The organism is Aurantimonas sp. C2-5-R2, from assembly GCF_036549495.1.
GTDB lineage: Bacteria > Pseudomonadota > Alphaproteobacteria > Rhizobiales > Rhizobiaceae > Aurantimonas > Aurantimonas coralicida_A.
Genome location: NZ_JAZHLJ010000032.1, coordinates 14,854 through 27,646, shown reverse-complemented (window position 1 = coordinate 27,646; position 12,793 = coordinate 14,854). Strand labels below are relative to the sequence as shown.

Here is a 12,793-nt window from a genome sequence, read left to right as displayed (position 1 = left end):
CAGATGGCAATTTCGCGCGGCAGAATGGGCGGCAAGCGCGACCGTTTCCTGGCTCAGGCGCTGTCCGGGTTCCGGGCCAGGCGAAACGCCCTGCGTTCATCGGCGTCAAGTTGCGCGATCAGCCCGATCTCCCAATCCAGATAGCGGCGGGAGGATTCCAGATTGCCGTCGTGCCGGTCGTGGACGAAATCCAGGAAGTCGATCGCATCGGCATCGCTCGGGTCGTCGGGCGATGCGATTTGATGGCCGCCTTGGTCGACGAGTGCCGCGTGTCCTCCCTCGACGACGGCGACGTCTTCAACTCCCATGCCGCGCAGATCGCGCGCCACACCCCTGACGATGTCGTCGTCGTCCGCGACCAGCAAGATCGGCGTCGGTCCAGCCGTCGATACCACCCGATCGAGCCGCGCCCGCGTCGCCCAGACAGCGCCTTTGACATGATTGCGGCGAAAACTGCGGGAGGATCTGAGATCGAAAAGACGGGCTTCGTTCGCCCGCAGCTTTTCGAGTGCCGGGACCGCCGCGATCCGGAATATACCGCCCGATGCTGCCGCGGACGGAGCGTCCGGAGCGGGCAGGGCCCGCAGGTCGCCGTCGAGGAGAGCGATGAAGGGCTCGAAGCCGAGTTGCCGCAGCCAGAAGGCCGCCAGTCCGGCGCGGATACCGACATCATCGCACAGGACGATGCGCGCATGCCGGACGCCAACATATTGGTCGGTGGCCTGCACGATATGGCCGCTGGGAGCAGGGCGTGCGCATCGAACGGGATCGGCCGCCGCCTCGACCCCGGAGCGGACGTCGAAGACGACGGTCGTGCGGGAGGCGTCGCCGAGGAAGGACCGCACCGTCGCAGGGGAGGCGACCGGGATCTCCCATCGCTCGGCGAAGGCCGCGGCGCGCTTGCGTCCGGCGATGCGAGCCGCGCCATCGAGCGGCGGTAAGTGGTCGGCCTCGACGCCGCGTTCCAGATCAAGCCCGGCCAGGGCCCATCCCTGTGTACCGTTCCGCATGGCGAAGACCGGCGCCGGACAGCCCATCAACTCAAGACCGATGGCCCCGATAATCCCGCGCGTTCGTCCGGCACAGCCGACGATGACATTTCGGTCGTGCGTCCCGGCGAGGGCATCGACGCGATAGGCGAGCTCGCCATTCGGCATGCAGATGGCGCCGGGGACATGCATATTGGCGTATTCGGCGGGTGGGCGGCCATCGAATAGTGTCGCTGTTCCCGCCGCCTGCCATTTTTGGAGCGTGAGGGCGTCCACCTGTTGCGGCTGCCATTCGTGCTCGGCCAATTCGCCGAGCGTCTTGGACGGAACGTTGATGCCCTTGAAGAGCGTGTATCCGGCCGCCTGCCAGCCGGGCGCGCCGCCCTCGACGATCGCCAGATCGCGAAAGCCGAGCGCCGAGAGATGGCCGGCCGCGCGATCCGAAACACCATCGCCGGCATCGATCAGCAACACCGGAACGTCGCGGTTGGGGATCAGCGACGCGGCCAGCGTTTCGAGGCGGCTATAGGGGCAGGGGACCGCGAAGAGCGGATGCCCCTCGCCGAACTGGCCGGCCTCCCGCAGGTCGAGAAAGGCGATTTCGCCCTCCGCGTGAACGAGCGTCTTTGCGTCGACGGGATCGATGGTCCGGATCATTCCCGATGCGTCTCCGCTGCGCCTCATCCGGAGGGAACCGGCGCATCGGCCCGCAGGAGGCCCTCGGATCGCAGGTCGGACCAAAGCCCGGCGGGAATCGGGCGATGCATGAGCACGAGGTTGCGGTCGAGATGCGCGCAAGCGGCAACGCCCGGAATCACGGCGGCAACGCTCGGATGGGTCAGCGGAAACTGCAGCGCCGCGGCCGCCAGTGGCACGCCATGCGCCTTGCAGACGGTTTCGATCCGGCGCGTCCGTTCGAGGATTTCGGGCGGGGCGGGCTCGTAATCGTAGGTGGCGCCGGCTTTCGGTCCCGTCGCCAGGATGCCCGAGTTGAACGGACCCCCGATGACGATGGAGACATTCTCGCTCTGGCATCGCGGCAGGAACGTATCGAGCGCCGTCTGTTCCAGCAGCGTGTAACGCCCGGCGAGCAAAAAGACGTCCCAGCGGCCGTGGTCCATCGCCTCCTCGCAGACCTGCCATTCGTTGACGCCGAGCCCGATCGCCTTGATGTCGCCATTGCGCCGCAACTCGTCGAGCGCGCGGTAACCGCCCTCCATCGCTTCGCGGAACAGCGCCGGATGCGCCTCGGCGCCATGGGTCATCGCGCCGATGTCGTGCAAATAGAGGATGTCGACCCGGTCGATGCCCAGCCTTTGCAGACTGTCCTCGTGCGAGCGCATGACGCCGTCGTAGGAATAGTCGTAATCGGAGCGGAACGGGGCGGCGTCGATGAATTTCTCGCGGTCCGGATTGGGGCCTGGGTCCGGCCGGATCAACCGACCGACCTTGGTCGAGACGACGGCGTCACACCAAGGCAGCGAACGGAATGCGTCGCCGAAGCGCCGCTCCGAAAGGCCGAAGCCGTAATAGGGCGCGGTGTCGAAATAGCGCAGGCCGGCGTCCCACGCCGAGCGGATCAGCGCATGGGCCTCGTCGTCGGCCACCGGAGCGTAGAGATTTCCCAGCGGCGCCCCGCCGAAACCGAATTCGGTGACCTGGACGCCGCTGCGTCCGATCTCGCGAAGTGGAAATTGCAAGGTTTTATCCTCCTGGTGGGGTTGGGCTCGCGTCGCTCAGCGCGCGACATTGCCATTCGGGCGCGGGGAGGCAGGCCGCCGCGCCGTTGATCCGCGTTGGACGAGTTCTGACTTCAAGCGAATCTCCAGCGGTCGCCTGGCGGGATCCTCGATGAACCCCAGCATCATATCGGTGGCCGTGTCGATCATCTCGCCAATCGGCTGACGGATCGTGGTCAGTTCGTAAGCCGCGTTGGCGGTCACCGGGATGTCGTCAAATCCGACCACGGCGAGGTCGCCCGGCACGGCGAGGCCGAACTCGCGGCGCGCCACGTCCATGGCGGCCATCGCCATCAGGTCGTTCGCGGCATAGATGGCGTCGGGTCTTTCCGCGGCCGACAACAGCGCGCGCGCAGCGTCGAGTCCATCCGCATAGTTGAAATTGCCGATCGCGACGGCTGCGAGCTGCGCGCCGCGCACCGCGAGGCGATCTTCGAAGCCGCGCCGGCGCTCGCGGCTCGTCGTGGCAGCGGGAAGTCCGGCAAGGTAGGCAAGGCGGGTGTAGCCGGAATCGAGCAGCAGATCGGCGACGCGCGCGGACATCTCGACATTGTCGACGCTCACGGCGCCGACCGGCACTTCGTCGCCATGATCGGAAATCCCCTCCATGTCGGAATTGAACACCACGATCAGCGGAATGCCGAGTTTGGTATATTTTGCCGCCGCGCTGGGCGAAAGATCGTTGCTGAGAAAGAAGCAGCCGTCGACCCGGTATTCGATCATCGACGGCAGGGCGACCTTCAGATCGTTTTCCGCGTCGCCTGTATAGATCAGCGACTTGAGCCCTTCCTGTTGCAATCGCCGGGAAAGGCATTCGAGCGCCATGGCGATGAACGGATTGTCCAGACGCCCGGCGACGATGCCCATGATGCCGGAGCGCCGACGAACCATGCCGCGCACCAGCGCATTGCGATGGTAGCCGAGTTCCTTCGCCGCGCGCAGCACCTTGCGCCGGGTTTCGGGCGATACGCTGGCCCCTTCGGTCAAGGAGCGCGACACCGCCGATCGCGAGACGCCCGCATGACGGGCCACATCGAGAGCGGTCACGCGGCGGCGCGGAGAGGCAGGGGAACGAATGTCGCCGCTCATGCCGTCTCGATCGCACCCGTGATCAGTGCGGTCGCCTCCTCGGGAGAGCTTTCGGCGATGGGTTTGTCGGCGACCTTGCGGCCGCGCCGCAGCACCACCAGACGGTCGGCCACGGCGAAGACGTCGGGCATGCGGTGGCTGATCAGCACCACGGTCACGCCGCTGTCCCTGAGGCGTTTGATCAGGTCGAGCACCTGCGCGACCTGCCGCACGCTGATCGCGGCGGTGGGTTCGTCCATCATGACGATGCGGGAGTCCGACAGCCGTGTCCGGGCGATGGCCACCGCCTGGCGCTGACCACCCGACATCATGCGCACCTTATCGGCTGGCCGGGTCTCCGACTGCAATTCGGCGAAGATCTCGGCCGAACGCCGGGCCATGGCGCGATAATCGAGGATCGTGAACGGGCCGATGCGCCGCTTGAGTTCGCGGCCGAGAAACACGTTGTCGGCCGCCGTCAGATTGTCGCAAAGGGCGAGATCCTGATGGACCACTTCGATGCCTCGATCGCGGGCAGCGGCACTGTCGGCGAACCGCACGGTCTCGCCATTCATCCGGATTTCGCCTTCCGAGGGCTGGAAGTTGCCCGCGATGATCCGCACCAGCGTCGACTTGCCGGCACCATTGTCCCCCATCAGCCCCACGACCTCGCCGCGGCCCAGCGACAGATCGATATTCTCCAGCGCATGAATCGCGCCGAACCGCTTGGAGACGTTTACGAGTTCGAAGAGGGGCGCGTTCACTGGGCCAGCCTCCGGCCGGCGGCATACTGGTCGAGCGCCACGGCGGCGACGAGGATGACGCCGATGACGATCTGCTGGACAAAGGACGAGACATTGAGCAGCACCAGCCCGTTGGTCAGGACGCCGATCAACAGCGCGCCGACGACGGTGCCGAAAATGCCGCCGACGCCGCCGAACAGACTGGTGCCGCCGATCACCACCGCGGCGATGACAGTGAGTTCGAGGCCGAGCCCGGCGACGGCTTCGGCGGAGTTGAGGCGCGCCGAGAGCAGGAAGGCCGCGAGGGCGCAGAAGAACCCGCTGATGACATAGACCGACAGGACGATCCGCTTGGTCGGAACGCCGTTGAGTGCGGCCGCGCGGGCGTTGCCGCCGGTGGCGTACACATGCTTGCCGAAGGCGGTGTAGCGCAGCACCAGATGCGCCAGGATCGCGGCAACGAGGAAGATGATCACCGGGATGGGAACCATGCCGATGCGCCCCTGTCCCCACCAGGTGAACGCCGGTGAAAAGCCGGAGATCGGCCCGCCGCCGGAAAACAGCAGCGCGGCGCCGCGAAAGGCGGTGAGCCCGCCGAGGGTGACGACGAAGGGTGGCACCTTGAGCCGCGTTATGACCAGCCCCTGGAGCGCGCCGCCGGCGATCCCGACCGCCAGCGCCGCGGCGACCGCGAAGATCAGCGGGTTGCCCGCCGCGTCGGCAGCGGCGACAGCGAACCGGTCTTCAAGGCCGCCCTTCGAAACATAGGCGCCGACGAGGCCGGCCAGGGCCATGAGCGAGCCCACCGACAGGTCGATCCCTGCCGTGAGAATGACGAAGGTCATGCCGACAGCGATGAGGCCGGAGATCGAAACCTGCCTGAGCACGTTGAAGATGTTCAGCGGATGCAGGAAACGCGGCTCGAGGATCGCGAAAACAGCGATCAACAGCAGAAGGAACAGGGGCGCGGCATAGGTGGCTATGAATTCGACCGCATCGAACTGACGCTCCGGCGGTTTCGAGACCGCAGGCGAAGTCGCGTTGCTCATGATCACATCCCGGAAAGCGGCGAGAGGGCCGGGCAGGGGCCCGGCCCTCTCGACCCGTGAGGACTACTGGATCTCGCCGAGGCGTTCGGCCTTGTCGAGATTGTCCTTGGTGATCGCGATCGGCTGCAGCAGAATCAGGCTCTCCGGTTTCTTGTCGTCCCGAATATAGTCGACCATCGCCTGAAGCGCCGTGCTGCTCTGTCCGCCCGGAAATTGCTCTACCGTGGCGGCAAGGCCCCCGTCGCGGATCGAGGCCAGCGCTTCCGGCAGCGCGTCGAAGCCGAGGATCGGGACGCTCAAACCCCGTTCCTGGGTCACCTGAAGCGCCCCGAGCGCCATGTCGTCATTGGCCGCGACGATCGCATCCGGCGGACTGTCGAGACCGGCGAGGATCGCCTCGGTGACAGACGCGCCCTCTTCGCGGGCAAAATTGGCGGTCTGCTCGGCGACGAATTCATACTTATCGGACACCGGGTCGAGCACGTTGTGCAGACCCTTGTTGCGATCGATCGCGGGACTTGATCCGGGCTGGCCCTGGAGGTTCACGATCCGGGCGCCGTCCGGAAACAGCTCCATGATCAGCTTGCCCTGGGCTTCGCCGCCGATGACGTTGTCGGCGCCGACATGAGCCAGAATGCCCGGCACGCCCTCGACCCGGCGGTCGATGGTGACGACCGGAATGCCGGCGTCGACGGCCTGCTGCAACGCAGGAGCCATCGCCACCGAGTCGAGCGGGCTGATGATGATGCCGCCGACCCCGCGAATGATCGCCGCTTCCACGTCGCCGGTCTGCTTGGTGGTCTTGTTCTGCCCGTCGGTCGCGATCAGTTCGATGCCGCCGATCTCGGCGGCCTTCTTGGTGAGGGCGTCCTGCATATGCACGAAGAACGGAAATTCGAGCGCCGGCATCGACGAGGCGATCGTCACCTTTTCCTGCGCGTGCGCCGCCCCGAAGGCGCCTAGCAGCGACGCCGCGACGGCGCCCGCCAGCAGCGATTTCGACCAAAACAGTTTCATGATGTCCTCCCTCTCAGGCTCGCACCTGCCTCCCAGCATGTGCGCCCAACTTGTTATCGTTGAGGGTCGGTCGAAGTCTTGCGACCGCGCATGCGACCCAAGCCATTGCACACGTGTGCAGCGATGATACGCTATCGCTGGGCCAGGATTGGGTCAACGGCCGTGGAATCGGTTGCCCCGATGGCACTTGGTGGAGACGGGGCCGGACCGAACAAAGACGGTGTGGGGAAGAACAAGGAATGGCGACGGAACAGGCATTTCTTTCCTCAGACGATGCGCGCTTTGCGTCGTTCTTTCTGGCGGGCGCGACACTGGAGCGGATTGCGGAGGGCTTCATCTGGGCCGAAGGCCCAGTGTGGTTCGACGAGATCGCGGAGCTGCGGTTCTCGGACATTCCCAACAACCGGATGATGGCGTGGTCCGAGCAGGCCGGGCTGCGGGTCTTCCGCCAGCCGGCGCAGTGGACCAACGGTCATACTCGCGATCGCACCGGGGCGATGATTTCCTGCGAACATGGCGGGCGTTGCATCAGCCGCACGACGATGGATGGCGGCTATGAGGTGCTGGCCACCCATTGGCGGGGCAAACGCCTGAACTCGCCCAACGACGTCGTGGTCAAATCCGACGGCTCGATCTGGTTCACCGATCCGCCCTACGGCATCGTCTCCGACCATGAGGGCATCCGCGCCGAGAGCGAGATCGGCGGCAACCATGTCTACCGGATCGACCCGGCGCGCGGCGCGGTCGAGCGTGTCGCCGACGATTTCGACCGGCCCAACGGCCTCGCCTTCTCGCCCGACGAGACGACGCTTTATATCGCCGATTCCGGACGGGCGATGGGGCATGGCTTCGGTTCCGACGACAGACGCCCGCATCATGTGCGCGCGCTGGAGGTCGTCGACGGATGCCGGCTTGGCGCCAGCCGCGTTGTCGCCGACATCGACCGTGTGCCCGACGGGCTGCGCGTCGACACAGAGGGGCTGTTGTGGGTCTCGGCCGCCGACGGAATCCATTGTCTGACGCCGTCCGGCGCGCGGCTCGGCCGGATTCTGGTGCCGGAGGTCGTCGCCAATCTGACCTTCGGCGGTCCGGGTCGGTCGCGGCTGTTCATTTGCGCGACCAGTGCGATTTATGCAGTGGACACGACCCGATGTGGCGCGCAAATCTCATGAGGCTGGGAGAACATGAACAGCGATGAAGGGGACTTGACGGGACGACGGAGTTCAAACCGCCAAGGGAAGAGGCCATCGGAGGGGGAATGAAATCATGCTGAAGGGGATCGACCCGTTCTTGAATCCGGAGCTTCTCCAGGTGCTCGCGGCGATGGGGCATGGCGACGAGATCGTTTTGGTGGACGCCAATTTCCCGGCAGAATCGGTGGCGCGCGAGACCGTTCACGGGCTGGCGATCCGTGTCGACTGCGCCGTGCCGCGAGCGGTCGAGGCGGTGCTGAGCCTGTTGCCGATCGATAATTTCGAGCCGGGGGCGGTGCGCTGTATGGAGGTGGTCGGCGATCCTCAGGCGGTGCCCGAGGTGATCGCGGAGGCCGCCGTGTTTTTCGCGGCCGAGGGCGCCGACATCACCGGCGTCCCGCGCTTCGACTTTTATGACGAGGCCAAGCGGGCCTATGCCATCGTCCAGACCGCCGAGCGGCGGCTCTATGGCAACTTCATCATCCGCAAGGGTGTGATATCGCCGCCCGACAAGACGGCTTGAGGATGTCGGCATGAGCGCCCGCATCGACGCCCATTGCCATTTCTGGCGCCTGTCGCGCGGCGACTATGGCTGGCTGCAGTCGGGCGATCCGGCTCTCGCTTCGATCCGCCGCGACTTCGCGCCCGCCGATCTGCGCCCGCTATCAACGGCGGCGGGGATCGAACGCGTCGTCCTGGTGCAGGCCGCGCCGAGCGACGCCGAGACCGATTTCATGCTGGCGCTCGCCACAGACAACGCCGAGATCGCGGGCGTGGTCGGCTGGGCCGATCTCGCTTCGCCCGAGGCCGCCAAGCGGCTCGAAACGCTGGCGCAAAACCCGACGCTGAAATCCATCCGGCCGATGCTTCAGGACATCGCCGATCCGGACTGGTTGCTGACGGCGCCCGATACCGGGGCTCTGGATGCGCTCGACCGGCTCGGCCTTCGCTTTGACGCTCTGGTGCTGCCGGTGCATCTCGACCGGCTTCTGCGGTTCGCCGAACGCCGCCCCGACTTGCCGATCATCATCGATCATGCGGCCAAACCGGCCCTTGGCGCGGCTGCGGACGACCCAAGGCATGCGCTTTGGGAGGAGGGGATGGAAAGAATGGCGCGCGAGACGGACGCGGTCTGCAAGCTGTCGGGCCTGCTCACCGAAATGCGCCCCGATCAGCGGGAAAGCGAAGCGGTCGCGCTCGCCGTTCTGCGCCCGGTCCTCGACAAGCTGCTTGGCTGGTTTGGCCCCCAGCGCCTGATCTGGGGCTCTGACTGGCCGGTGCTGACCTTGGCCGCACCGCACGAAGGATGGGTTCGGATCACTGACGCGCTGCTGGAGCCGCTTTCTTCCGACGAGCGGGCCGCCATTCTCGGTGATAACGCCGTGACCTTCTACGGACTGGGCGAGGCCGCCGCATGACCGCGCTTGTCCAGATGACCGGAATCGAAAAGCGCTTCCCCGGCGTGCATGCCCTGAAGGATGTGCATCTCGAAATTCTGCCGGGCGAGGTTCACGCCGTGATGGGCGAGAATGGCGCCGGCAAGTCGACGCTGATGAAGATCCTCTCCGGGATCTACCCGAGGGACGGCGGCGAGATCGAGGTCGAGGGCAATGCGGTCGAGATCGACGGTCCGCGCGCGGCGCAGGATCTCGGCATCGGCATCATCCATCAGGAACTCAGCCTGATGAACGATCTGACGATCGCGCAGAACATCTTCATCGGGCGCGAGCCGCGCCGCCGCTTCGGCCGACTCGACGAGGCAGCGCTGAACCGGCAGGCCGCCGACATCTTCGCCGGGATGAACCTCAAGCTCGACCCGCGCACCAAGGTCGAGCGTCTCACCATCGCCAAGCAGCAGATGGTCGAAATCGCCAAGGCACTGTCGTTTCGCTCGCGCATCCTGATCATGGACGAGCCGACGGCAGCGCTTAACGATGTCGAGATCGAGGAGCTGTTCATCATCATCCGGCGGTTGAAGGCCGAAGGGGTCGGCATCGTCTACATCTCGCACAAGATGGATGAGTTGAAGCGGATCGCCGACCGGGTAACGGTGATGCGCGACGGCGAGACGGTCGGAACCGTCTCCGCAGCCGACACACCGGTCAGCCGTATCATCGCGATGATGGTCGGCCGCGCCCTCAGCGACGAGGCGGCGGCACAGCCGGATTTGTCCGCCGCCAAGATCGCGCTGGAAGTGCGCGGGCTTAGCCGCGGCCGGGAGATTCGCGACGTCAGCTTTGCCGTGAAGAAGGGGGAAATTCTCGGTTTTGCCGGACTGATGGGCGCCGGCCGCACCGAGGTGGCGCGGGCGATCTTCGGCGCCGATCCGCGCGATTGCGGCGACATCCTGGTGCATGGGCGGACGTGCTCCATTCGCAGTCCGGCCGACGCCGTCAAGGCGGGGATCGGTTACCTCTCCGAGGACCGCAAGCATTTCGGGCTGGCGGTGTCCATGGACGTGCGCGCCAATATCGCCATCGCGAGCCTCGATCGTTTCACCAGCCGCGCCGGAATGCTCGACGAGAACGGAATGGGGGAGGCCGCGCGCCGCTATATCGACCGGCTCGGCATCCGCACGCCCTCCGACCGGCAGGAGGTGCGGCTTCTGTCCGGCGGCAACCAGCAGAAGGTGGTCATCGCCAAATGGCTGCTGCGCGATTGCGACATCCTGATTTTTGACGAGCCGACACGCGGCATCGATGTCGGCGCCAAGAGCGAGATCTACAAGCTCCTGAACAGCCTTGCCGAACAAGGGCGCGCGATCATCGTGATCTCGTCCGAATTGCCGGAAATTCTGCGACTTAGCCACCGGATCGCGGTGATGTGCGAGGGGCGGCTGACCGGCATTCTGCCCGGCGGTTCCGGCACCAGCCAGGAGGACATCATGCGCCTCGCGACGATGCGCGAGAGCGCGATGGAACCAGTGGGAGAACATGCATGACCACGGTCGACGCTGCGCGGCCGGGCCTTGCCGCCCGCCTTCTGAATACCGGCGCGCATCAAAAGCTGCTGGCCTTCGCCAGTCTGGTTCTTCTCCTCATCGGCTTTTCGCTCGCCTCGCCGAATTTCATGCAGATGACCAATATCATCGCCATCCTGCAGGCGACCTCGGTCAACGGCGTGCTGGCGGTCGGTGTCACGCTGGTCATCATCACCGGCGGCATCGACCTTTCGGTCGGAACGCTGATGACGTTTTGCGCAGTCATCGCCGGCGTGGTGCTGACCTATTGGGGGCTGCCGCTGCCGCTGGGCATCATCGCCGCAATCGGCGCCGGCGCGCTGAGCGGACTCCTCTCCGGCACCTTTGTCGCCAAGATGAAGATTCCTCCCTTCATCGCCACGCTCGGCATGATGCTGATGTTGAAGGGGCTTTCCCTGGTGATCTCGGGAACGCGGCCGATCTATTTCAACGACACGCCGGGCTTCACCGAGATCTCCCGCGGTTCGCTGATCGGCGACCTTATTCCCGCTCTGCCGATCCCGAACGGCGTGCTGATCCTGTTCCTGACCGCCTTCTCCGTCAGCTACATTCTGGAGCGGACGGTTCTCGGCCGATACACCTTCGCGCTCGGCTCCAACGAGGAGTCGGTCCGGCTGTCGGGCGTCAACACCGACGCCTGGAAGATGGCGATCTATGCTCTGTCCGGGGGGATCTGCGGCATCGCCGGACTGCTCATCGCTTCGCGTCTCAACTCGGCCCAGCCGGCGCTCGGCCTCGGCTACGAACTGGAGGCGATCGCCGCCGTCGTGATCGGCGGCACGTCGCTGTCGGGCGGGCGCGGCACCATCCTCGGCACGCTGATCGGCGCGCTGATCATGGCCGTGCTCACCAACGGCCTGCGCATTCTGTCGGTGGCGCAGGAATGGCAGACGGTGGTCACCGGCGCGATCATCATCCTGGCGGTCTATGCCGACATGATGCGTCGCCGCCGGATATAGCGAAGCCGACAACAACCAAGAGGGCGAACCGCGCCCCGACGACATCACCCAGCAAGCAAACGCAACCCGGAGGAAAAATCATGTTCACCAGACGAGTCATTCTCGGCGTGATCAGCGCCGCAGCCCTCTTGGCCGCAGGCGGAGCAGCCACGGCGCAGGAAAAGATGTATGTACCGCTGATCTCGAAGGGCTTCCAGCATCAGTTCTGGCAGGCGGTCAAGGCGGCCGAAGAGCTTGGCGTCGAGGTCAGCTTCGAGGGTCCGGACAACGAAACCATGGTCGACCGCCAGATCGACATGCTGTCGGCCGCGCTGGCGAAGAAGCCGGACGCGATCGGCTTCGCGGCGCTCGATAGCCAGGCGGCGATTCCGCTTCTGCAACAGGCGAAGGATGCTGGTATCCCGGTTATCGCCTTCGACTCCGGCGTCGACAGCGATATTCCGATGGCGACCGCTTCGACCGACAACGTCGCCGCCGCGGCGCTCGCGGCCGACAAAATGGCGGAATTGATCGGTGACAAGGGCAAGGTCGCGGTCGTCGCGCATGACCAGACCAGCCGCACCGGCATCGACCGCGTCGAGGGCTTCAGCAACCGGATCAAGGAGGCGCATCCCGACATCGAGATCGTCTCGGTACAATACGGTGGTGGCGATCAGCTCGAGTCGACCGAGATCACCAAGTCGATCCTGCAGGCCAACCCCGACCTCGCCGGTATCTTCGGCGCCAATGAGGGATCGGCCATCGGGGTTCTCAACGGCAAGCGCGAGATGGGCCGGGACGAGGTCGTGGTGATCGGGTACGATTCCGGCGCGGCTCAGAAAGAGGCCGTGCGCGATGGATCGATGGCGGGTGCTATTACCCAGAATCCGGTCGGCATCGGCTACGAGACGGTGAAGGCGGCCGTCGCAGCCGCCAAGGGCGAGACCGTCGAGAAGAATATCGACACCGGCTTCTTCTACTATGACAAGGCGACCATCGACGATCCGGAGATCGCCGCGGTTCTCTACGACTAAGTTGGATGCCGGACCGCTCCGCGAGGCCGTGAGTCCTTGCGGA

At 65.5% G+C, this 12,793-nt stretch carries 12 protein-coding genes; 6 read left to right on the top strand and 6 right to left on the bottom strand.

The window, feature by feature from the left end; all coding sequences use genetic code 11:
• Window positions 1-53: 53 nt before the first annotated feature.
• The 6 genes from VQ044_RS14350 to VQ044_RS14325 all read right to left on the bottom strand — a co-directional run bounded on the left by VQ044_RS14350 (window position 54) and on the right by VQ044_RS14325 (window position 6,605).
• Window positions 54-1,646, bottom strand: a complete 1,593-nt coding sequence (locus VQ044_RS14350) for a rhodanese-like domain-containing protein (protein WP_327647849.1) — start codon at window positions 1,644-1,646, stop codon at window positions 54-56.
• Window positions 1,647-1,669: 23 nt separating this feature from the next.
• The gene (locus tag VQ044_RS14345) at window positions 1,670-2,689 is read right to left on the bottom strand and encodes an aldo/keto reductase (protein ID WP_327647847.1); all 1,020 of its coding nucleotides are present in this window, start codon (window positions 2,687-2,689) and stop codon (window positions 1,670-1,672) included.
• 36 nt (window positions 2,690-2,725) lie between these two features.
• Window positions 2,726-3,817 (bottom strand): LacI family DNA-binding transcriptional regulator, encoded by a 1,092-nt coding sequence (locus VQ044_RS14340; RefSeq protein WP_327647845.1) that lies wholly within the window; start codon window positions 3,815-3,817, stop codon window positions 2,726-2,728.
• On the bottom strand, window positions 3,814-4,560 hold the full coding sequence (locus tag VQ044_RS14335; protein WP_327647844.1) for an ATP-binding cassette domain-containing protein: 747 nt from the start codon (window positions 4,558-4,560) through the stop codon (window positions 3,814-3,816). Before VQ044_RS14335 ends, VQ044_RS14340 begins: the two co-directional genes overlap by 4 nt.
• Complete coding sequence (locus tag VQ044_RS14330) at window positions 4,557-5,588, bottom strand: ABC transporter permease (RefSeq protein WP_327647842.1); 1,032 nt, start codon at window positions 5,586-5,588, stop codon at window positions 4,557-4,559. Before VQ044_RS14330 ends, VQ044_RS14335 begins: the two co-directional genes overlap by 4 nt.
• Before the next feature lie 63 nt (window positions 5,589-5,651).
• On the bottom strand, window positions 5,652-6,605 hold the full coding sequence (locus VQ044_RS14325; protein WP_327623284.1) for a substrate-binding domain-containing protein: 954 nt from the start codon (window positions 6,603-6,605) through the stop codon (window positions 5,652-5,654).
• 239 nt (window positions 6,606-6,844) lie between these two features.
• Between VQ044_RS14325 and VQ044_RS14320 the strand changes: the two genes are divergently transcribed.
• The 6 genes from VQ044_RS14320 (at window position 6,845) to VQ044_RS14295 (ending at window position 12,750) form a co-directional block, all read left to right on the top strand.
• Entirely contained in the window at window positions 6,845-7,777 is a 933-nt protein-coding gene (locus VQ044_RS14320) for an SMP-30/gluconolactonase/LRE family protein (protein ID WP_327647841.1), read from the top strand.
• A gap of 94 nt (window positions 7,778-7,871) precedes the next feature.
• Entirely contained in the window at window positions 7,872-8,321 is a 450-nt protein-coding gene (locus VQ044_RS14315) for an RbsD/FucU family protein (protein ID WP_327647839.1), read from the top strand.
• Window positions 8,322-8,331: 10 nt separating this feature from the next.
• Complete coding sequence (locus VQ044_RS14310; protein WP_327647838.1) at window positions 8,332-9,216, top strand: amidohydrolase family protein; 885 nt, start codon at window positions 8,332-8,334, stop codon at window positions 9,214-9,216.
• Complete coding sequence (locus VQ044_RS14305; protein ID WP_327647837.1) at window positions 9,213-10,739, top strand: sugar ABC transporter ATP-binding protein; 1,527 nt, start codon at window positions 9,213-9,215, stop codon at window positions 10,737-10,739. The genes VQ044_RS14310 and VQ044_RS14305 overlap by 4 nt, the downstream gene beginning before the upstream one ends.
• On the top strand, window positions 10,736-11,737 hold the full coding sequence (locus VQ044_RS14300) for an ABC transporter permease (RefSeq protein ID WP_327647835.1): 1,002 nt from the start codon (window positions 10,736-10,738) through the stop codon (window positions 11,735-11,737). The genes VQ044_RS14305 and VQ044_RS14300 overlap by 4 nt, the downstream gene beginning before the upstream one ends.
• Window positions 11,738-11,817: 80 nt before the next feature.
• Complete coding sequence (locus VQ044_RS14295; RefSeq protein WP_327647833.1) at window positions 11,818-12,750, top strand: ABC transporter substrate-binding protein; 933 nt, start codon at window positions 11,818-11,820, stop codon at window positions 12,748-12,750.
• The last annotated feature ends 43 nt before the right edge of the window (window positions 12,751-12,793 follow it).

Bases quoted from the DNA above. Each gene is read 5' to 3' on its own strand.
- VQ044_RS14350 (WP_327647849.1), bottom strand. From the start codon at position 1,646: ATGATCCGGACCATCGATCCCGTCGACGCAAAGACGCTCGTTCACGCG.
- VQ044_RS14340 (WP_327647845.1), bottom strand. From the start codon at position 3,817: ATGAGCGGCGACATTCGTTCCCCTGCCTCTCCGCGCCGCCGCGTGACC.
- VQ044_RS14330 (WP_327647842.1), bottom strand. From the start codon at position 5,588: ATGAGCAACGCGACTTCGCCTGCGGTCTCGAAACCGCCGGAGCGTCAG.
- VQ044_RS14325 (WP_327623284.1), bottom strand. From the start codon at position 6,605: ATGAAACTGTTTTGGTCGAAATCGCTGCTGGCGGGCGCCGTCGCGGCG.
- VQ044_RS14320 (WP_327647841.1), top strand. From the start codon at position 6,845: ATGGCGACGGAACAGGCATTTCTTTCCTCAGACGATGCGCGCTTTGCG.
- VQ044_RS14315 (WP_327647839.1), top strand. From the start codon at position 7,872: ATGCTGAAGGGGATCGACCCGTTCTTGAATCCGGAGCTTCTCCAGGTG.
- VQ044_RS14310 (WP_327647838.1), top strand. From the start codon at position 8,332: ATGAGCGCCCGCATCGACGCCCATTGCCATTTCTGGCGCCTGTCGCGC.
- VQ044_RS14305 (WP_327647837.1), top strand. From the start codon at position 9,213: ATGACCGCGCTTGTCCAGATGACCGGAATCGAAAAGCGCTTCCCCGGC.
- VQ044_RS14300 (WP_327647835.1), top strand. From the start codon at position 10,736: ATGACCACGGTCGACGCTGCGCGGCCGGGCCTTGCCGCCCGCCTTCTG.
- VQ044_RS14295 (WP_327647833.1), top strand. From the start codon at position 11,818: ATGTTCACCAGACGAGTCATTCTCGGCGTGATCAGCGCCGCAGCCCTC.